Origin of the sequence: Mesorhizobium sp. L48C026A00 (genome assembly GCF_000502375.1) — a bacterium.
In the GTDB taxonomy this organism is placed as follows: Bacteria; Pseudomonadota; Alphaproteobacteria; order Rhizobiales; family Rhizobiaceae; genus Mesorhizobium; species Mesorhizobium muleiense.
Genome location: NZ_AYWU01000032.1, coordinates 1 through 18927, shown reverse-complemented (window position 1 = coordinate 18927; position 18927 = coordinate 1). Strand labels below are relative to the sequence as shown.

At 63.6% G+C, this 18927-nt stretch carries 16 protein-coding genes; 4 read left to right on the top strand and 12 right to left on the bottom strand.

The window, feature by feature from the left end; translation table 11 throughout:
• Window positions 1-12: 12 nt before the first annotated feature.
• From X738_RS74610 to X738_RS74575, 7 genes are all read right to left on the bottom strand, one after another.
• Window positions 13-1440, bottom strand: coding sequence for a gamma-aminobutyraldehyde dehydrogenase (locus X738_RS74610; protein WP_023802875.1), 1428 nt, complete (start codon window positions 1438-1440; stop codon window positions 13-15).
• 29 nt (window positions 1441-1469) lie between these two features.
• Window positions 1470-2285: an ABC transporter permease gene (locus X738_RS74605; protein ID WP_023802874.1), complete on the bottom strand. Its 816-nt coding sequence runs from the start codon at window positions 2283-2285 to the stop codon at window positions 1470-1472.
• Window positions 2275-3240: an ABC transporter permease gene (locus tag X738_RS74600; RefSeq protein ID WP_023802873.1), complete on the bottom strand. Its 966-nt coding sequence runs from the start codon at window positions 3238-3240 to the stop codon at window positions 2275-2277. Before X738_RS74600 ends, X738_RS74605 begins: the two co-directional genes overlap by 11 nt.
• Before the next feature lie 253 nt (window positions 3241-3493).
• A complete protein-coding gene (locus X738_RS74590) occupies window positions 3494-4492 on the bottom strand; it encodes an ABC transporter ATP-binding protein (protein WP_023802871.1) in 999 nt (332 codons plus the stop codon).
• A 186-nt stretch (window positions 4493-4678) separates the two neighbouring features.
• Entirely contained in the window at window positions 4679-5830 is a 1152-nt protein-coding gene (locus X738_RS74585; protein WP_023802870.1) for an ABC transporter substrate-binding protein, read from the bottom strand.
• 125 nt (window positions 5831-5955) lie between these two features.
• Window positions 5956-6882 carry a LysR substrate-binding domain-containing protein gene (locus tag X738_RS74580; RefSeq protein WP_023802869.1) on the bottom strand — a complete coding sequence of 309 codons (927 nt, stop codon included), beginning with the start codon at window positions 6880-6882 and terminating at the stop codon, window positions 5956-5958.
• 76 nt (window positions 6883-6958) lie between these two features.
• On the bottom strand, window positions 6959-7732 hold the full coding sequence (locus tag X738_RS74575) for a DeoR/GlpR family DNA-binding transcription regulator (RefSeq protein WP_023802868.1): 774 nt from the start codon (window positions 7730-7732) through the stop codon (window positions 6959-6961).
• Window positions 7733-8158: 426 nt separating this feature from the next.
• Here X738_RS74575 and X738_RS74570 point away from each other — a divergent pair, with 426 nt between their 5' ends.
• Both X738_RS74570 and X738_RS74565 read left to right on the top strand, forming a co-directional pair.
• Window positions 8159-9043, top strand: a complete 885-nt coding sequence (locus X738_RS74570; RefSeq protein WP_023802867.1) for a phosphotransferase family protein — start codon at window positions 8159-8161, stop codon at window positions 9041-9043.
• Window positions 9040-11493, top strand: a complete 2454-nt coding sequence (locus tag X738_RS74565) for a GcvT family protein (protein ID WP_023802866.1) — start codon at window positions 9040-9042, stop codon at window positions 11491-11493. The genes X738_RS74570 and X738_RS74565 overlap by 4 nt, the downstream gene beginning before the upstream one ends.
• A gap of 115 nt (window positions 11494-11608) precedes the next feature.
• Here the strand turns inward: X738_RS74565 and X738_RS74560 are convergent, their stop codons facing one another.
• Window positions 11609-12241 (bottom strand): class I SAM-dependent DNA methyltransferase, encoded by a 633-nt coding sequence (locus X738_RS74560; protein ID WP_023802865.1) that lies wholly within the window; start codon window positions 12239-12241, stop codon window positions 11609-11611.
• Between the two features lie 158 nt (window positions 12242-12399).
• Between X738_RS74560 and X738_RS74555 the strand changes: the two genes are divergently transcribed.
• A complete protein-coding gene (locus X738_RS74555) occupies window positions 12400-13302 on the top strand; it encodes a phosphotransferase family protein (protein ID WP_023802864.1) in 903 nt (300 codons plus the stop codon).
• Window positions 13303-13343: 41 nt separating this feature from the next.
• Here the strand turns inward: X738_RS74555 and X738_RS74550 are convergent, their stop codons facing one another.
• The 4 genes from X738_RS74550 to ilvD all read right to left on the bottom strand — a co-directional run bounded on the left by X738_RS74550 (window position 13344) and on the right by ilvD (window position 17889).
• On the bottom strand, window positions 13344-14264 hold the full coding sequence (locus X738_RS74550; RefSeq protein WP_023802863.1) for a DMT family transporter: 921 nt from the start codon (window positions 14262-14264) through the stop codon (window positions 13344-13346).
• A 140-nt stretch (window positions 14265-14404) separates the two neighbouring features.
• Complete coding sequence (locus tag X738_RS74545) at window positions 14405-14659, bottom strand: hypothetical protein (protein ID WP_023802862.1); 255 nt, start codon at window positions 14657-14659, stop codon at window positions 14405-14407.
• A 46-nt stretch (window positions 14660-14705) separates the two neighbouring features.
• On the bottom strand, window positions 14706-16016 hold the full coding sequence (locus tag X738_RS74540; protein ID WP_023802861.1) for an amidohydrolase family protein: 1311 nt from the start codon (window positions 16014-16016) through the stop codon (window positions 14706-14708).
• Between the two features lie 28 nt (window positions 16017-16044).
• A complete protein-coding gene (gene ilvD, locus X738_RS74535) occupies window positions 16045-17889 on the bottom strand; it encodes a dihydroxy-acid dehydratase (RefSeq protein ID WP_023802860.1) in 1845 nt (614 codons plus the stop codon).
• A 275-nt stretch (window positions 17890-18164) separates the two neighbouring features.
• Between ilvD and X738_RS74530 the strand changes: the two genes are divergently transcribed.
• Window positions 18165-18641 carry a VOC family protein gene (locus X738_RS74530; RefSeq protein ID WP_023802859.1) on the top strand — a complete coding sequence of 159 codons (477 nt, stop codon included), beginning with the start codon at window positions 18165-18167 and terminating at the stop codon, window positions 18639-18641.
• Window positions 18642-18927: the final 286 nt, after the last annotated feature.

Here is an 18927-nt window from a genome sequence, read left to right as displayed (position 1 = left end):
AAGAAAAAGGCGCTACCCGTGCGCCACCATCACATGGCGCACGGCGGTATAATCCTCCAGCGCATAGAGCGACATGTCCTTGCCGTAGCCGGACTGCTTCAGCCCGCCATGCGGCATCTCGTTGGTCAGCATGAAGTGGGTGTTGATCCAGGTGCAGCCATATTGCAGCCGGGCGGCCGTCGCCATGGCGCGCGAGACATCCTTGGTCCACACCGAGGACGCAAGGCCATAGTCGCTGTCATTGGCCCAGTTCACCGCCTCGTCGACCTCGGCAAAGCGGGTGACGGAGACAACCGGCCCGAACACCTCGCGGCGCACGATCTCGTCCTCCTGCAGCGCGCCGGCGACGACGGTCGGCTGATAGAAGAAGCCGGTGCCCTCGCCCGGCTTGCCGCCGGTGGTGATCTCGATGTGCTTAAGCTCCGAGGCGCGCTCGACGAAACTCGAGACGCGGTCGCGCTGGCGGCGTGAGATCAACGGTCCGATCTCGTTTTCGGTGTCGTCGGGGCGGTTGTATTTGATGGTCGAGACGGCGGAGGAAAGGTCGGCGACGAGCTTGTCGTAGATCTTCTTGCCGGCATAGATGCGGCAGGCGGCGGTGCAGTCCTGGCCGGCATTGTAATAGCCGAAGGCGCGCAGGCCATTGACCACCGCGCCGAGATCGGCGTCGTCGAAGACGATGACCGGAGCCTTGCCGCCTAGTTCGAGATGCGTGCGCTTGACCGATTTGGCGGCGGCCTGCAGCACCTTCTTGCCGGTGGCGACATCGCCGGTGATCGAGATCATGTTGATTTTCGGGTGGTTGATCAGCGTGTTGCCGACGCTGTCGCCTCTGCCGAGCACGACGTTGACGACGCCCTCGGGCAGTATCTCGGCAAGGATTTTTGCCAGCTTCAGCGCCGTCAGCGGCGTCTGCTCGGACGGCTTGAAGACGACCGTATTGCCGCCGGCAATCGCAGGCGCCAGCTTCCAGGCCATCATCATCAGCGGGTAGTTCCACGGCGCGATCGAGGCGACGACGCCGATGGCATCGCGGCGAACCATCGAAGTGTGGCCGGGAATGTATTCACCGGCGACCTGGCCGGGCATCGAGCGGACAGCGCCGGCAAAGAAGCGGTAGCAGTCGACGATCGCCGGGATTTCGTCGTTGAGCACGGCATTGATCGGCTTGCCGCAATTGAGCGCCTCGAGGGCGGCGAAATCTTGCGCCGCGGCCTCGATGCGATCGGCGATTTTCAGGAGATAGGCTGAGCGCTGCGCCGGCGTGGTGCGCGACCAGGTGACGAAGGCCTTTTCGGCCGCCAGCACCGCGGCCTCGATCTGCGCCTGGCTGGCTTCAGGCAGGTTGAGGATAGTCGCCCCGGTCTTCGGATTGAGGATCGGCTCCTCGGTCTCGGTGCCCTTCTCGAATTTCGATCCGATCAGCATCTTTGTGTCCATGGCAATCTCTCCCTTATGGATTCTTGACGTCATTTGCCCGAACCGGCGATCTGGTCGCCGTCGCGGGTCAGGTAATAGGCGACGAGGATGGGCAGCAGCGTCACCAGCACGACGACCATGGCCACGACATTGGTGACCGGGCGCTGGCGCGGACGGATCAATTCCTCCAGCATCCAGATCGGCAGCGTCTGCTGCTGGCCGGCGGTGAAGGTGGTGACGATGACCTCGTCGAACGACAGCGCAAAGGCAAGCATGCCGCCGGCCAGCAGCGCGGTGGCGATGTTGGGCAGCACGACATGCCGAAACGTCTGGAAGCCGTCGGCGCCGAGGTCCATCGACGCCTCGATCATCGAGCCGGAGGTGCGGCGAAAGCGGGCGACGGCGTTGTTGTAGACGACGACGACACAGAAGGTGGCGTGGCCGAGCACGATTGTCCAGAACGAGAACGGAATCTCGGCCAGCGAAAAGGCCGAACGCAGCGCGATGCCGGTGATGATACCGGGCAGCGCGATCGGCAGGATGACCAGCAGCGAGATGGTTTCGCGGCCAAAGAACCGTGTTCGCGACACGGCGGCCGCGCAGAGCGTGCCGAGGATCAGGGCGACGAGTGTCGAGATGGCGGCGACACGGACCGACAGCGACAGCGCTTCCCACACGTCCGGGCGGTTCCAGGTGACGGCGAACCATTGCATGGTCAGCCCCGGCGGCGGCCAGGCGAAGCTCTTTTCCTCGGTCGTGAAGGCATAGACGAAGATCAGGAAGATCGGCAGATGCAGGAACAGCAGGCCGCAGGCGGCGGCGACCTTCAGGCCGAGAGGAGCGGATGGTGAGCCATCAGAGCGCATCGAAGGCCCCCATGCGCTTGGCGCCCCAGAGGTAGAAGCCCATGATGACGATCGGCACCACGGTGAAGGCGGCTGCGAGCGGGATGTTGCCGGCGGTGCCCTGCTGCGAATAGACGGCCCGGCCGATGAACAGCCGCGAGGTGCCGATGATCTGCGGGATGATGTAGTCGCCCAGCGTCAGCGAGAAGGTGAAGATCGAGCCGGCGACGATGCCCGGCAGCGCCAGCGGGAACAGCACGTTGCGGAAGGTCTGGCCGGGCGAGGCGCCGAGATCGGACGAGGCCTCGACCAGATTGCCCGGCACGCGCTCAAGCGCCGCCTGCACCGGCAGGATCATGAACGGCAGCCAGACGTAGACGAAGACGATGAAGGTGCCGGTGGACGACACCGACAGCGAGTTGCCGCCGACGACCGGCAGCGACAGCCAGCCATCGAGCAGCCATAGCAGATGCAGCTTGGCGAGCAGCCAGGTGAGAATGCCTTCCTTGGCGAGAATGAGCTTCCAGGCGTAGATCTTGACCAGATAGCTCGACCACAGCGGCAGCATCACGCCGAGATAGAACAGCGCTTTCCAGCGGCCGCGCGCATAGCGGGCCGCGTAATAGGCGATGGGAAAGGCGATGGTCGCCGAGGCGAGCGTGACCAGGGCCGCCATCGTCACCGTGCGCAGGATGATGTCGAGATTGGCGGCCTGCAGCAGGTCGCCATAGGTCTTCAGCGTGAACTGCCGGTTGATGAGGCCGGAGAATTCGTCGATCGAGAAAAAACTCTGCAACAGCAGCGCGAACAGCGAGCCGACATAGACGATGCCGAGCCACAGGACCGGCGGCAGCAGCATCAACAGCAGCAGCAGCTTCGGCTTGCGCCAGAACAAGTCGGACAGGGCGCCGCGCACGCCGCCGCTTCCCGGCAGGATGGCGGGAGCGGGATTGGAGTTGAGCGCGGCGATTGTCATGACGCCGCTCTGTCTTGGCGGAGGATATTTGGGAGGCCGCGATCCTTCGCGCCCCCCTTTGTCCTGCCGGACATCTCCCCCACTTGGGGGGAGATCGGCAGCTTCGCCGGCGGCGCCTCTTCTGCAACGTTGGTGACTGGCGAAAGTGGTTGCAACAGCCGATCTCCCCCCTCGTGGGGGAGATGTCCGGCAGGACAGAGGGGGGCGCCGTAGAGCGTCTTGCCTCGGCTAGCCACAATTGCCGACAGCGCCATCATCCCGGCTCGTCCATCAGATGCAAATGCTCGCGGTTGAAGGTGAGCACGACCGCCTCGCCTTCCCTGGGCAATTTCGCACCGGCCGGCACAATGGCATGCAATCTCAACCCGTCGGCGTCGAGCGCCAGTCTGGTCGTGGCGCCGAGATAATTGGTCGAGACGAGACGGGCGGCAACGCCGTCGCCCTTCGCCGCCCGGCCGATGCGAATGGATTCAGGGCGCAGGCTGCCCCAGCGATGCTGGCCGGAATAGCGCTGAACGAAATCCGGCGGCAGCACATTGGACGAGCCGACGAAATCGGCGACGAAGCGCGTCCTCGGCCGCTGGTAGATGTCCTCCGGCGTGCCGATCTGCATGATCTTGCCGTCGTTGAAGACGGCAACGCGGTCGGCCATCGACAGCGCCTCGCCCTGGTCGTGGGTGACGAAGACGAAGGTGATGCCGAGCGCCTTTTGCAGCGACTTCAGCTCCTCCTGCATGTTCTCGCGGAGCTTGAGGTCGAGCGCGCCAAGCGGCTCGTCGAGCAGAAGCACCTTCGGCTGGTTGACCAGCGCGCGGGCGAGCGCGACGCGCTGGCGCTGTCCGCCGGAAAGCTGGCTCGGGCGGCGGGCGCCGTAGCCGGGAAGCCGGACCAGCGACAATGCTTCCTCGGCCGCCTTCTGCCGTTCGGGCTTGCCGACACCCTTGACCATCAGCCCGTAGGCGACGTTTTCGAGCACGTTCAGATGCGGGAACAGCGCATAGTCCTGAAACACGGTGTTGACGTTTCGGCGATAGGGCGGAACGCCTTCGGCGCGTTCGCCGAAGATGGAGATCGAGCCCGATGTCGGCTGCTCAAAGCCGGCGATCAAGCGCAGGCAGGTCGTCTTGCCGGAACCCGAAGGTCCAAGCATGGCGAAGAACTCGCCCGGCACGATGTCGAGATCGACCATGTCGACGGCGCGCACGGTGCCGAAATGGCGCGAGACTTTTTGGAAGGAAACGGCTGATGTCATGGAGCTGTCCTGATCTGCCAGGCTCGTCAATTCAGACAACAGCGCTGCCCCTCATCCGCCTGCCGGCCTTCTGCCCGTATAGAGACGGGAGAAGGGGCTAGCCGCAACGGTCGCGATCCCCTCTCCCCGTTGTTCACGGGGAGAGGGTAAGGGGCAGCGCCAACTTGCCAGCAATGCGAAACGAACTCACCGTCCGCCGATGACGCCGATATAGTCCGACACCCAGCGATAGTAAGGCACGCACTGGTCCTGGGTGGCGCATTTCGACACCGGCGTCTTCCAGAACTTGATCTTTTCGAAATTGTTGTAGCCGTTGGTCTTGCAGCCTTCGTCGCCGAGCAATTCGTTGCCCTTGCAGGCAGCCGGCACCACCGGCAGCGAACCGAACCAGGCGGAGACATCGCCCTGCACTTTCGGTGACAGCGAGTGCTCCATCCACATATAGGCGCAGTTCGGGTGGGCTGCGTCGGCTGCCAGCATGGTCGTGTCGGCCCAGCCGGTCACGCCTTCCTGGGGGATGGTCGAAGCGACCGGCTTCTTGGCAGCAACCAGCGTGTTGACCTGATAGGGCCATGAACCGGAGGCAACGACGCCTTCGTTCTGGAAATCGTCGACCTGGATGGCGGCGTCATGCCAGTAGCGTCCGACCAGCGTGCGCTGGACGCGCAGCAGATCGAGGGCGGCCTTGTACTGGTCCTCGGTCAGCTCGTAGGGATCCTTGATGCCGAGCTCCGGCTTGTGGAACATCAGATAGTTGGCGGCATCGGCGATGTGGATCGGCCCGTCATAGGCTTGGACGCGGCCCTTGTTCGGCTTGCCGTCGGGCAAGGTCATCTCCTCGAAGACGACGTTCCAGCTCTTCGGCGCTTCCTTGAACACCTCGGTGTTGTACATCAGCACGTTCGGCCCCCACTGGTAGGGGGCGCCGTAGTGGGTGCCGCCGACCGTGAACCACGGCGCATCCTTCAGCCGGTCGTCGACCGTGCTCCAGCTCGGGATCAGATCGGTGTTGATCGGCTGGACCCGCTTGCCGGCGACAAGGCGCAGCGAAGCGTCGCCCGAGGCGGTAACGAGGTCAAAACCGCCCTCGTTCATCAGCGCGACCATCTCGTCGGAGGTGTTGGCGGTCTTGATGTTGACCTTGCAGCCTGTGTTCTTCTCGAAAGACGTGACCCAATCATAGTTCTTGTCGGTTTCGCCGCGTTCGATGTAGCCGGGCCAGGCGACAATGTTGACCTGGCCTTCGCCCTTGCCAAGTTCCTTAACCTGGGCGATCGCCTGGCCGGAGAAGGCCAGCGCGACCGTCAATGCAGTGCATGACTTCAGGAATGAATTCATCGTCGATCTCCCATTTGAGGGGCCGCACTCTCGCGGCGGCTTGGTCCCTGATTGTCAAAGTGCTGTGAAATTTCCGGTTTCGCAAATTCATTTGTCAGAAAGGCGATATCGGTTTTTCCGATAGATCAGCGGCCGTTCTTGTCCGGCCGCTGACGAACCATGCGCTGCGACTGGGCAAGCCCGATGAAGTCGCGCGCGGCCTGCGGCAGGCCGGAGCCGCGCCGCCAGACCGTGCCGACCTGAACAACCGGCAACGAGCCCGAAATATCGCGCGATTCGATGCGGTCGCCTTCCAGCGACCATGGCCGGTAGACGAGATCCGGCAGCAGCGCCACGCCGGCGCCGGTGGCGACGAGGCTGCGCACCGCTTCGACCGAGCGGGTGCGGAAGGCGACATGCGGCTTGGCGGCAATCGCCGCCAGCAATTTTCCGGTATTCTCTTCGATCTCGTCGACGGTCAGCATGATCAGCGGCTCCGACGCGATATCGCTGATGCCGATGATGTCGGCGCTGGACAGCGGATGGCCAAGCGGCAGCCATAGCCGGTAGGGCGAGACTTCTAGAATTTCCGATTGCAGGGCGGTGCGGTCGCGCAGGTTCGAGGTGACCATGACGGCGATGTCGAGCTTGCCGCCGACCAGCAGATGTTCGAGGTAGTCGCCATTGTCCTCGATGGCCGAGATCTCGACGCCCGGATAGGCGCGGCGATAGCGGGCGAGAAGGTCGGACAGCACATAGCCGGCAACCAGCGAGGTGACGCCGAGTTGCAGCCGGCCGCCAGCCGCCGCTTGCTCGCCGGAGAAGGCGCGGCGCGCATCGGAAACATCGGCAAGGATCTTTGTCGCGTGGCGCAGGAACTGGTGGCCCTTGTGGGTGATGTTTAGGCCGCGCGGATGGCGCTCGAACAGTTCGACGCCGAGATCGCCTTCGAGCTCCTTGATCGCCTCGGTGACCGACGATTGCGAGATGGACAGGTTTTGGGCGGCGCCAGACACGGTGCCTTGCTCGGCGACGGCGATGAAGAACTGCAATTGGCGGATGGTGAAAGCCATCGCCGGACTAAACACCGGGACGGCAAGGAAGAAAAGCCGCCGATCCCAGGCTCACCGCATTACTGCTCTGGCCAGGTCAGATCCCGCTTTCGCTGCCGGCAATGCTGAGCCGTGCGCCAGCCTGGGCAAGCGCTGCGGCGATGGCGTGCGGCGGCGGCCGATCGGTGACGAGTTCGGAAAAACCGTCGAGGCCGCAGACCTGGACCAGGCCCTGGCGGCCGAACTTGGTGTGATCGGTGATGACGAGCGAGCGCTGGCCGCGCGACAGCACCATGCGGGCGAACTCCGCCTCGTCCAGATCATAGTCCATCACGCCGGTGACGGCATCGACCGCGCCAGTGGAGATCACAGCGTGGCTGACGGAAAAGCGGCTGACGAATTCAATGGCCGAGACGCCGAAGGCGGCGCCCGAATCGCTGCGCAGTTCGCCGCCGGCCATATAGACCTTGTTGCCGTTGACGGTGGCCAGCGTGCGGGCGATGTCGGAGGAGTTGGTGACCACCGTCAACCGCCGGTGACCGAGCAGTTCGCGGGCCAGGAAAGAGGTCGTGGTGCCGGTGTCGAGCATGATCGCTTCGCCGTCGCGGATGGTGGCGGCAACCATGCGGGCGATGGCGCGCTTGGCATCGGCATTCTCGCGCATACGCCGCTCGAACGGCGCCTCGCCGGCCATCGACGGCAGGCCGACGGCGCCATGCATCTTCAGGATCGAACCGTCACTGGTCAGCGGCTTGACGTCGCGGCGCACGGTCTCCAGCGAGACGCCCAGCCGGTCGGCCAGGCTGGCGATGGTGACGGTGCCTTCCTCATGGAGGAGACGCAGGATCTCGCCATGCCGCTTCGAGGGCATCGGTCTCACCCAATCGATTTGTTGCGCTACTGACCGCTTCTAAGGCAAATCGGCCACAGTTTACAAGAAATTCTTGTGATTTCGGGCAAAAAGCCACAAGTTGTCGTTGACAAGCCGGATCACATGGCGCGACACTGGCTTGTGACAGGCTTCGGAACTGCCACGGGAGAACGATGGCAGAGCCGCACCAAAATTCGCCTGCCCGAACGTCCGGGAAATCGTCTGACGTAAGGGAAAAGGACTTTTTTGAATCCGCGGGGGCGGATGCCGGAGTCAAAGAACCCGGCACTGGGGCTCGTCGGTGCGGTGCGGGATACCGATCCCGGGATCCCGCACCGACGAGGACTTCGCATTGCTCCCTCCTGCCGGCCGCCATCTTTGCGTCGCCCGCGACGCCTTGAACCCCGCGCAACGAGGGATTCACCCGTGACCGCCGAGGACCGCATCCGCGCCCTGCCCTGCTGGACCGGCAGCATCGAGATCGCGCCGCTGCCAGGCGGCCTGAGCAACGCCAACTATCTGGTCAAGGACGCCGCCGGGCGGCATGTCGTGCGCTTTGGCCAGGACTTTCCATTCCATCATGTCTTTCGCGAGCGCGAGGTGATGACCGCGCGCGCGGCGCACGCCGCCGGCTTCGCGCCTGCGGTCCGCCATTCCGAGCCCGGCATCCTGGTAACGGAATTTCTCGGCGCCAAGACTTTTGTCGCCGAGGACGTCCGCGCCAATATCGACCGCGTCGCCGCCCTGATGCGCGGCTTCCATCGCGAGATGCCCAATCATGTCTCCGGCGCCGGCTTCATGTTCTGGGTATTCCATGTCATCCGCGACTATGCGCGCACGCTGGAGGAAGCCGACAGCCGCATGCGAAGCGAGTTGCCGCGGCTGCTGACGCTTGCAGACGAGCTCGAACGGGCGCAGAAATTGCTGCCGATCGTCTTTGGTCATAATGACCTTCTGCCGGCTAATATTCTCGATGACGGCCACCGGCTGTGGCTGATCGATTTCGAATATGCCGGCTTCAACACGGCGATGTTCGACCTCGCCGGCGTTGCCTCGAACGCCACCATGAACGACGAGGAGTCCTTCGCCTTCCTGACCGCCTATTTCATGAAGGAGCCGGACGAGGCGATCCGCCGCTCGCATGCGGCCATGCAATGCGCATCGCTGCTGCGCGAGGCGATGTGGAGCATGGTTTCCGAACTTTATCTCGACGCGCCCGGGATCGACTACGTTGCCTATACCGACGAAAACCTGACGCGGCTCGATGCCGCGCTGGAAAACTACAGAACAAAATACGGACAGATATCATGACCTTGCCCGCCCACGCCGAGATCGTCGTCATCGGCGGCGGCATAATCGGCTGTTCGACGGCTTATCATCTGGCGCGTGACCACAAGGCCGATGTCGTGCTCCTGGAACAGGGCAAACTGACTTCGGGCTCGACATGGCATGCGGCGGGGCTGGTCGGTCAATTGCGGTCTTCGGCCTCGATCACCCGCGTGCTCAAATATTCGGTCGATCTCTACAAGGGACTGGAAGCCGAAACCGGACTGGCCACCGGCTGGAAGATGACCGGATGCCTCAGGGTCGCCACCAATGCCGACCGCTGGATCGAGTACAAGAGGCTGGCGACGACGGCGAAGAGCTTCGGCATGGACATGCAGTTGCTGTCACCGGCCGAGGTCAAGGCGATGTGGCCGCTGCTGGCAACCGGCGATCTCGTCGGCGCCAACTGGCTGCCGACCGACGGCCAGGCAAACCCTTCCGACATCACCCAGTCGCTGGCCAAAGGCGCGCGCATGCATGGCGCCAGGCTGTTCGAGGATGTCCGCGTCACCGGCTTCGACATGCAGGAGGGCCGCATCACAACGGTAAAGACCAACAGGGGCGATATCGCCTGCGACAAGGTGGTGAACTGTGCCGGGCAATGGGCGCGGCAGGTGGGGGCGCTAGCCGGCATCAACGTGCCGCTGCAGCCGGTGAAGCACCAGTACCTCGTCACCGAAAGAATAGACGGGTTGGCGACCGATGCGCCGACGATCCGCGACCCCGACCGCCGCATTTATTTCAAGGAGGAGGTCGGCGGGCTGGTGATGGGCGGCTATGAGCCGAACCCGCAAGCCTGGACGACCGATCTTCCCGGCGGCGATGTCCCTGACGACTGGCAGTTCCGGCTGTTCGACGACGATTATGATCATTTCGAGCAGCATATGAACCAGGCGATCAAGCGGGTTCCGACGCTCGAAACCGTCGGCGTCAAGCAGATGATCAACGGGCCGGAGAGCTTCACGCCGGACGGCAATTTCATTCTCGGCGTGGCACCCGAATGCGCCAACATGTTCGTCGGCGCCGGCTTCAACGCCTTTGGCATCGCGGCAGGCGGCGGCGCCGGCTGGGTGCTGGCGCAGTGGGTCGTCGACGGCGAGGCGCCACTCGACCTGTGGGTGGTCGATATCAGGCGCTTTTCCGACCTGCACCGCGACCGGCAATGGGTCCGCGACCGCACGCTGGAAGCCTATGGCAAGCACTATACGATCGGCTTCCCGCATGAAGAGTATGCCACGGGCCGGCCACGGATCGTGTCGCCACTCTACGAACGGCTGCAAAAGCACCGCGCCGTGTTCGGCTCCAAGCTCGGTTGGGAGCGGCCGAACTGGTTTGCGCCCGAAGGCGTCGAGCCGAAGGACATCTATTCGATGGGCCGGCAGAACTGGTTTTCGCCGGTCGGCGACGAGCACCGGCACGTGCGCGAACACGTCGGCATCTTCGACCAATCGTCCTTCGCCAAATACGAAATGACCGGTGCGGATGCGCTGAAGGCGCTCGACTGGATCTGCGCCAACGACGTCGCCAAGCCGGTCGGCCGGCTGACCTACACGCAGCTTCTCAACACGCGCGGCGGCATCGAGGCCGACCTGACCGTGGCGCGGCTCGGCGAAGACCGATTCTACGTCGTCACCGGCACCGGCTTTAGGACGCATGACTTCTCGTGGATCGGCGACCATGTCGGCAACGAGCTCGACGTGACGCTCACCGATGTCACCGAGGATTTCGGCACGCTGTCGCTGATGGGGCCGCAGGCCCGCGACGTGCTGGCTGCGGTGACCGATGCGGACGTGTCGAACACCGCTTTCCCGTTCGGACACGTGCGGGAAATCTCCATCGCCGGCACCACAGTTAGGGCGCTGCGCGTCACCTATGTCGGCGAGCTCGGCTGGGAGCTGCATGTGCCGATCGCGGCGACGGGCGAAATCTTCGACGCTCTGATGGCGGCGGGCGAGGAGCACAGCATCCGCCCGGTCGGCTACCGGGCGCTGGAATCGCTGCGGCTGGAAAAAGGCTACCGCGCCTGGGGCTCCGACATCACGCCCAACGACACGCCGCAGGAGGCCGGCCTTGGCTGGGCGGTGAAGCTTCGCAAGAACACAGATTTTCTCGGACGGCGGGCGCTGGAAGATATCAGCGGCGCGGCGCTGAAAAAACGCTTTGCCGGCTTCACCGTCGACGATTGCGAGATCGTGCTGCTCGGGCGCGAAACGATCCTGCGCAACAGCGAGCCGGTCGGCTATCTGACCAGCGGCGGCTATGGCTACACGGTCGGGAAGAACATCGGCTACGGCTATGTGCGCAACGCCGACGGCGTCAGCGACGATTTCCTCACCTGCGGCGACTACGAGTTGGTGGTGGCTATGGAGCGGACGCCGGCAAAAATCCATCTCGAGCCGCTTTACGACCCGGCCGGAGAAAGGATCAGAGGCTAAAGCGCGTCGCGTCTGAACGGATTCATGCGAGGCGCTTTAAGTTCTTGTTTCTATGCATGGCGTTATCGCAAAACCGCTGCGCACTTTTGCGCGACATGCATAAGAGCGGGGATGGTCAGTTCACGCGCAGAACGAGACCCCGGCTGGGCACGGTGTCGGCCTCGCCCGGCATGGAGACATAGGGCGACGTCTCCTCGGCGCGCGTGACGACGCCCTTCGCCTCGAGGTCGGCTATCCCTGCGGAAAAGCCGGCGTCCCACAGGGTGTTCTTGACCGTCAGCACGATTATCCCGCCTGGCCGGCAGATGCGGATCAGTTCGTCCAGCCCCTCAGCACCGACATGGCCCGAGGTGAAGACGCCGGCCGATATGATGCCGGCATAGGCATCATCCGCGAAGGGCAGCGGGCCGCCGAGCGCCAGGCAGTGAAGCGCCGAATAGACGCCCTTGCGCGCTGCCTGGGCCAGCATGCCTTCGGAGATGTCGAGCGCCTCGACCTGCGGATAGCCCGCGATCTTCAGCCACTCGCCGATGAGCCCGGTGCCGGCGCCGGCATCGAGGAGCGGTGCCGCGCCGCGCGGCAGGTGGCGGGCAAGCAGGGCGAGGCAGATGGTCGGATGGCGATAACCGGCCGCCGACATGTCGGCGTCGTAGGTGTCGGACCAGCGGTCGTAGAGCGCCGCCACCTCCTCTGGCCGCTTCGCTGCGTAGGCCGCGGCGAGCGCGCCTTTGTTTTTCCTGTCCGCCATTACAGTCTCGTCCGCAAATCAAAGCGCCGCAGCGTTCTTAGCGCGTCCTACGGGAACGCACGGCGCTGGAGTGAACCGCATGCAGGCGATGATAGCCAAACGGCGAAATTTGTGGAACCGTCGTCACCACAAATAGACGCGAAAAGAGGGCAGAAGCGATGGTGGACGAGGAAGCACGCGCGGCGCTTGCAGCCATTCCGGCGCTGGCCGGCTACGAGGGACCGCTGGAGCGGCTGGGTGGCCTCACCAACCTCGTCTTCAGGGCTGGAGATGCCTGCGTGCGGATTCCCGGCAAGGGCACGCAGGAGTATATCAACCGCGCCAACGAGGCGGTGGCGGCGCGGGAGGCAGCGATGGCCGGCGTCAGCCCCGAGCTGCTGCATGTCGACGGCGAGACAGGCGTGATGGTGACGCGCTTCATCGCGGGCGCCGAGACGATGTCGCCGGATAAATTCAAGACCCGGCCGGGCAGTCCGGCGCGTGCCGGCAAAGCCTTCCGCAGATTGCATACATCCGGCGCGGTGTTTCCCTTCCGCTTCGAGCTGTTTGCGATGATCGACGACTACCTGAAGGTGCTGTCGACCAAGGACGTCGCCCTGCCTGCCGGTTACCACGACGTCGTTATCGAGGCGGAAACCGTGCGCTCGGCGCTTGCCGCGCATCCCCTGCCTCTCGTCGCCTGCCACTGCGATCCGCTGTGCGAAAATTTTCTCGATACGGGCGACAGGATGTGGATCGTCGACTGGGAATATTCCGGCATGAACGACCCGCTTTGGGATCTCGGCGACCTCAGCGTCGAAGGCCAGTTTGATACGGCGCAGGAGGACGAGATGATGGGCGCCTATTTCGGTGGCGAGCCGACGCCGGCGGAGCGCGGCCGCATCGTCATCTACAAGGCGATGTGCGATCTCTTGTGGACGCTGTGGGGACTGATCCAGCTTGCCAACAGCAATCCAGCCGACGATTTCCGCGCCTATGCCGACGGTCGCTTTTCACGCTGCAGGGCGCTGATGGAGACGGCCGACTTCTCAACGCATCTGGCGGCGGTGCGCGCCGGTTAAGTGCGAAAACTCTGAACCTTAAGGCACCAGAAATCTGGACCCTAGTTGACACCTTTCGGCACGTTTTCGGGCGGCAACGTGTCGACCACTTTCTGGCGATGGAAGATGAACAGGCCGGCCAGCACGATGATGCCCGAGCCGATCAGAATGCGCGGGCCGGGCATGTCGCCGAAGAAGGCCAGCCCGAAGATGACGGCCCACAGCAGCAGGCTGTAATGCAGCGGCGCCAGCGTCGACGCCGGCGCCAGCTTCAGCGCCCTGGTGATCATCAGATGCGCGCCGCAGGAGACGATGCCAAGAAGCAGCATGGCGCCGAAATCGAGCGAGGACGGCGTCTGCCAGTTGCCGATGGTGAGAAACCCGCCGACCAGCAGCGTGCCGATGGTTTGCCAGGTAACGAGCGAGGTGTCGCTGGTGCTACGCAACCGCCGGTTGAGAATGATCGCGAAGGCGAATGAAATGCTTCCGGCCAGCGCGAAGGTCGACGACAGCGAAAACGCGGCCGAGGACGGTTCGAGCATGATCAGCACACCGCAGAACCCGACCAGAATCGCCATCCAGCGGCGCCAGCCGACCTTTTCACCAAGCAACAGGTGGGACAGCGCCGCCACGTAGATCGGCCCTGCCATGTAGAAGCTCATGACGTCGGCGAGCGGCAGATAGACGACGGCGGCGTAGAACAGCGCCGTGTCAAGCGTCGTCATGACGACGCGCAAGACCTGCAGTTCCAGGCGCTCCATGCGGAACAGCCTGGCCGCGCCTTGACGCGCGATCATCGGACCGAGCACGAAAAAGGCGCCGATGGAACGGATCAGCACGACCTGGCCGACGGAAAAGCTGGCGACCAGCCATTTGCCCATCGCATCATTCAAAGCAAACAGGAAATCGCCGGCCAGCATCAGCAGAATGCCAGCAAAAAGCACGTTCCTGAACGTTGAATTCTGGGCTGTTGGCTGTGCCATGCCGATGTCGCTTCCTCCCGCATGAAAGCCCGGTGAGCAGCGTCGTAGACGCAAGCGGCCGCTTTGACGAGCGGAAATCGGGAAGCCGGCCAGACCAGGGACCGGAAATCGGCTGGGCCTGTACGGACGATCGCAACGGCCTACTTTGGCCGTGGCCGAATGATAACCGGACGATAGATCACCGGCCGATCCCAAGGATCGAAGACCGACGCACTTCTGAGCTCGGCGCGGCGCGCCAGATCGATGCGCTGCAGACATTCGGCGAAGGCATCATTCTTCCTGACGAAGCCGTAGGATCGGCATTTCGCCTCGTCCGCGGCACGACGGTCTTCGGCCGTCATGCAGCCTGCACAGGTCGCCGCCAACACGACCACCATCGCCGCCTTGTGCCACATGACATCCTCCTCGGCATAAAACTGGAGGTTGATTGTAGACTTGCGGTCAGGACCTATCAATCTGATCGATGGAGTTTTGAGACCGGCGGTGCCTGCGGTTTACTGTTGCCGGCCGTCCGGCGATCGAGAGCCGTGTTTCCTGCCTGGCCCGCTCGGCCACCACCTTGCCCCTGGCGATGACACAGAGCCGCTCGGGACGCAGGCGCAAGGCCTCGACCGGATCGCCGGCATCGAGGACGACGAGGCTGGCGCGCTTGCCGACCGACAGGCCGAAATGGTCGAGGCCCATGATGGCGGCGTTGACGTTGGTGACCATGTCGAAGCAGCGCGCCATGTCGGCCGGGCTCGACATCTGGGCGACGTGAAGGCCCATGAAGGCGACGTCGAGCATGTCGGCGGTGCCCAGCGAATACCAGGGGTCGAGCACGCAATCCTGACCCCAGCCGACGCGGATACCGTGGGCAAGCATTTCCTTGACCCGCGTCAGGCCGCGGCGTTTGGGGAATGTGTCGTGGCGGCCCTGCAGCATGATGTTGATCAGCGGATTGGGGATCGCCGAGACGCCTGCCTCTGATATCAGCGGCAACAGCTTCGAGACATAGTAATTGTCCATCGAGTGCATCGACGTAAGATGCGAGCCGGCGACCCTGCCCTGCAGGCCGAGGCGTTGCGTCTCATAGGCCAGTTGTTCGATATGGCGCGACAGCGGATCATCGGTCTCGTCGCAATGCAGGTCGACCATGAGGCCGCGTTCTGCCGCGATTTCGCACAGTTCCGTCACCGAACGCGTGCCGTCGGCCACGGTGCGCTCGAAATGCGGAATACCGCCGACGATGTCGACACCCATGCCGAGCGCGCGGATGGTGTTATCGCGCGCCGTCGGCGAGCGATAAAACCCATCCTGCGGGAAGGCGACCAGTTGCAGGTCGATATAGGGCGCGACGGTCTTCTTCACATCGAGCAGGGCTTCGACCGCCAGCAGCCTGGTATCGCAGACATCGACATGGCTGCGGATGGCGAGCAGGCCCATGGACACTGCCCAGTCGCAATAGGCGAGCGCGCGGTCGCGCACCGCTTCGTGCGTCAACAACGGCTTCAGTTCGCCCCACAGCGAGATGCCTTCGAGCAGCGTGCCCGACACGTTGATGCGCGGGATGCCTAGCGAGAGCGTGGCGTCCATGTGAAAATGCGGATCGACGAAGGGCGGCGAGATCAGATTGCCATGGGCGTCGATCGCCGTGCCCGCGCGAGCGTTCAGCTCCGGCTCGATGGCCGCGATCGTCTCGCCGATGATGCCGATATCGGCGATCCTGCCGTCGGGCAGCGTGCCGCCGCGGACGATAAGGTCGAAATCCATCTACCGTCATCCCTTTGAAGAAGCGAACCTATTCCGGCACATACCTTACCGCACCCTTTGCAGCACTGGTCGCCATCGAGGCGTAGGCGCGCAAGGCCATCGTCACCTTGCGCTTGCGCTTTTCCTCGGGCTTCCAGGCGGCGGCTCCCTTGGCCTCCATCGCGGCGCGGCGGGCGGCTAGTTCGGCATCGTCGACGGCAAGCCGGATGGTGCGGTTCGGGATATCGATCTCGATCGTATCGCCCTCATGCACCAGCCCGATCAGCCCGCCTTCCGCCGCCTCGGGAGAAGCATGGCCTATCGACAGGCCGGAGGTGCCGCCGGAGAAGCGGCCATCGGTGACCAGCGCGCAGGCCTTGCCGAGGCCCTTCGACTTCAAATAGCTGGTCGGATAGAGCATTTCCTGCATGCCGGGGCCGCCGCGCGGCCCTTCGTAGCGGATGACGACGACATCGCCGGCCTTGATCTCGTTGGACAGGATCGCCTTGACGCTGGCGTCCTGGCTTTCGAACACCCTGGCCGGGCCGGTGAATTTCAGGATCGATTCATCGACGCCCGCGGTCTTCACGATACAGCCGTCGAGCGCCAGGTTGCCTTTCAGCACGGCAAGGCCACCATCCTTGGAAAAAGGATATTGGGCCGAGCGGATGACACCCTTCTCTCGGTCGAGATCGAGTTCGTCCCAGCGGCGATCCTGGCTGAAGGCGACCTGCGTCGGCACGCCGCCCGGGGCCGCCAGAAAGAAGTCGCGGACATTCTGGCTTGACGTGCGCGAGATATCCCAATGGTCGAGCGCTTCGCCGAGGCTTGCGGTGTGGACGGTCGGCAGGTCGCGGTTGATCAGTCCGGCGTTATCGAGCTGGCCGAGGATCGCCATGATGCCGCCGGCGCGGTGGACGTCTTCCATGTGCACATCCGCCTTGGCGGGGGCAACCTTGCATAGCACCGGCACCTTGCGTGACAGCGCGTCAATGTCGTCCTGACCGAAATCGATCTCGCCCTCATGCGCGGCAGCCAGGATGTGCAGCACGGTGTTGGTCGAGCCGCCCATGGCGATGTCGAGCGTCATGGCGTTCTCGAAGGCGCCCTTCGAGGCGATGCTGCGCGGCAGCGCGGTGTCGTCGTCCTGCTCGTAGTAGCGCTGCGCGAGATCGACGATCAGGTGGCCGGCCTCGACGAACAGCCGCCTGCGGTCGACGTGCGTCGCCAACGTCGAACCGTTGCCGGGCAGCGAAAGGCCGAGCGCCTCGGTCAGGCAATTCATCGAATTGGCGGTGAACATGCCCGAGCAGGAGCCGCAGGTCGGGCAGGCCGAGCGCTCGATGGTCTTGACGTCCTCGTCGGAGATCTTGTCGTCGGCAGCCGCGACCATGGCGTCGACCAGATCGAGCGCCTGCGTCTTGCCGGCAAGCACCACCTTGCCGGCCTCCATCGGGCCGCCGGAGACGAAGACGGTCGGGATGTTGAGACGCAGCGATGCCATCAGCATGCCCGGCGTGATCTTGTCGCAATTCGAGATGCAGACCATGGCGTCGGCGCAGTGGGCGTTGACCATATATTCGACCGAGTCGGCGATCAGCTCGCGCGAAGGCAGCGAATAGAGCATGCCGTCATGACCCATGGCGATGCCGTCGTCGACAGCGATGGTGTTGAACTCCTTGGCGACGCCGCCGGCCTTCTCGATCTCGCGGGCGACCAGTTGGCCGAGATCCTTGAGATGGACGTGGCCCGGAACGAACTGGGTGAAGGAATTGACGACAGCGATGATCGGCTTGCCGAAATCGGAATCCTTCATGCCGGTGGCGCGCCACAGGCCGCGGGCGCCGGCCATGTTACGGCCATGGGTAGTGGTGCGGGAACGGTAGGCGGGCATTAAACTGTCCTTGCTGTTTGCGTCGTCCGAACAGGGGCGGAAAACCGGAATTGAGCGGCGTTATATACGCCACCGTCTGGTCTGGCCACGGTTTTGCGATGCGCCGGGATCTTGAGCCAAAGACGGCAAGCCGGTCCAGGCAGTAAAAAAGTCAGAGGTGCTGTCGGATCGTGTTTTGTTTGAGCGTCCTTGGGCAGACGGCGGCGACCGGCATCTATCGCCAGCCGGCCGTTGGACCCGTGAAAACAAGCCAAAACAGCCCGAGGAGCAAGAAAATGCAAAAGATCACCCCCTGCCTGTGGTTCGACGACCAGGCCGAGGAGGCCATGAACCATTACATCTCCATCTTCAAGAACTCGAAGGTGCTGAGCGTGATGCGCTGGCCCAAGGGCAGCGGCGATAATGAGGGCAAGGTGCTGGTGACCTATTTCGAGCTCGACGGCGTGCAGTTCCAGGCGCTCAACGGCGGGCCGCAATTCAAGTTCACCGAGGCAGTCTCGCTGTCCATCGACTGCAAGACGCAGGAGGAGGTCGACTATTTCTGGGACAGGCTGATCGAGGGCGGTGGCGAGCCCAGCCAGTGCAGCTGGCTGAAGGACAAATTCGGCGTCTCCTGGCAGGTCGTGCCGGAGCAATTGCCGAGGCTGCTGCAGGACCCCGACACGGAAAAGGCCGGCCGCGTCATGCAGGCGATGATGCAAATGACCAAGATCGACATCGCCAAGATCGAAGAGGCCGCCAGGGGTGAGTGAGACGCTCCCGACAGGCGATCTTTGCCCGATTTTGGGAATATCAACTGCCAAAGTCGGCGCCGTCCCTCACCTGCCTGCCGGCATCCTCTCCAAGTATACTGACGGGGAGAGGGGCGCTCTCATACATGATTTCGCCAATTACCCACGTTGCAGGAAGGGCGTTGGCGTTGCGGCCAGCCCCCCTTCTCCCCGTCACTATACGGGGAGAAGGTGCCGGTGTCCGAACCGGATAGATAGGTAACAGAATGGACTGATTGCATGGGTGACAGTTTTCTCCTTCGCCGGG

What these genes read in the sequence shown, in the direction of transcription:
- X738_RS74600 (WP_023802873.1), bottom strand. Translation starts at nt 3,240, where the DNA reads ATGACAATCGCCGCGCTCAACTCCAATCCCGCTCCCGCCATCCTGCCG.
- X738_RS74585 (WP_023802870.1), bottom strand. Translation starts at nt 5,830, where the DNA reads ATGAATTCATTCCTGAAGTCATGCACTGCATTGACGGTCGCGCTGGCC.
- X738_RS74560 (WP_023802865.1), bottom strand. Translation starts at nt 12,241, where the DNA reads ATGGCGGACAGGAAAAACAAAGGCGCGCTCGCCGCGGCCTACGCAGCG.
- X738_RS74530 (WP_023802859.1), top strand. Translation starts at nt 18,165, where the DNA reads ATGCAAAAGATCACCCCCTGCCTGTGGTTCGACGACCAGGCCGAGGAG.
- X738_RS74590 (WP_023802871.1), bottom strand. Translation starts at nt 4,492, where the DNA reads ATGACATCAGCCGTTTCCTTCCAAAAAGTCTCGCGCCATTTCGGCACC.
- X738_RS74550 (WP_023802863.1), bottom strand. Translation starts at nt 14,264, where the DNA reads ATGGCACAGCCAACAGCCCAGAATTCAACGTTCAGGAACGTGCTTTTT.
- X738_RS74575 (WP_023802868.1), bottom strand. Translation starts at nt 7,732, where the DNA reads ATGCCCTCGAAGCGGCATGGCGAGATCCTGCGTCTCCTCCATGAGGAA.
- X738_RS74580 (WP_023802869.1), bottom strand. Translation starts at nt 6,882, where the DNA reads ATGGCTTTCACCATCCGCCAATTGCAGTTCTTCATCGCCGTCGCCGAG.
- X738_RS74610 (WP_023802875.1), bottom strand. Translation starts at nt 1,440, where the DNA reads ATGGACACAAAGATGCTGATCGGATCGAAATTCGAGAAGGGCACCGAG.
- X738_RS74545 (WP_023802862.1), bottom strand. Translation starts at nt 14,659, where the DNA reads ATGTGGCACAAGGCGGCGATGGTGGTCGTGTTGGCGGCGACCTGTGCA.
- X738_RS74555 (WP_023802864.1), top strand. Translation starts at nt 12,400, where the DNA reads ATGGTGGACGAGGAAGCACGCGCGGCGCTTGCAGCCATTCCGGCGCTG.
- ilvD (WP_023802860.1), bottom strand. Translation starts at nt 17,889, where the DNA reads ATGCCCGCCTACCGTTCCCGCACCACTACCCATGGCCGTAACATGGCC.
- X738_RS74540 (WP_023802861.1), bottom strand. Translation starts at nt 16,016, where the DNA reads ATGGATTTCGACCTTATCGTCCGCGGCGGCACGCTGCCCGACGGCAGG.
- X738_RS74605 (WP_023802874.1), bottom strand. Translation starts at nt 2,285, where the DNA reads ATGCGCTCTGATGGCTCACCATCCGCTCCTCTCGGCCTGAAGGTCGCC.
- X738_RS74565 (WP_023802866.1), top strand. Translation starts at nt 9,040, where the DNA reads ATGACCTTGCCCGCCCACGCCGAGATCGTCGTCATCGGCGGCGGCATA.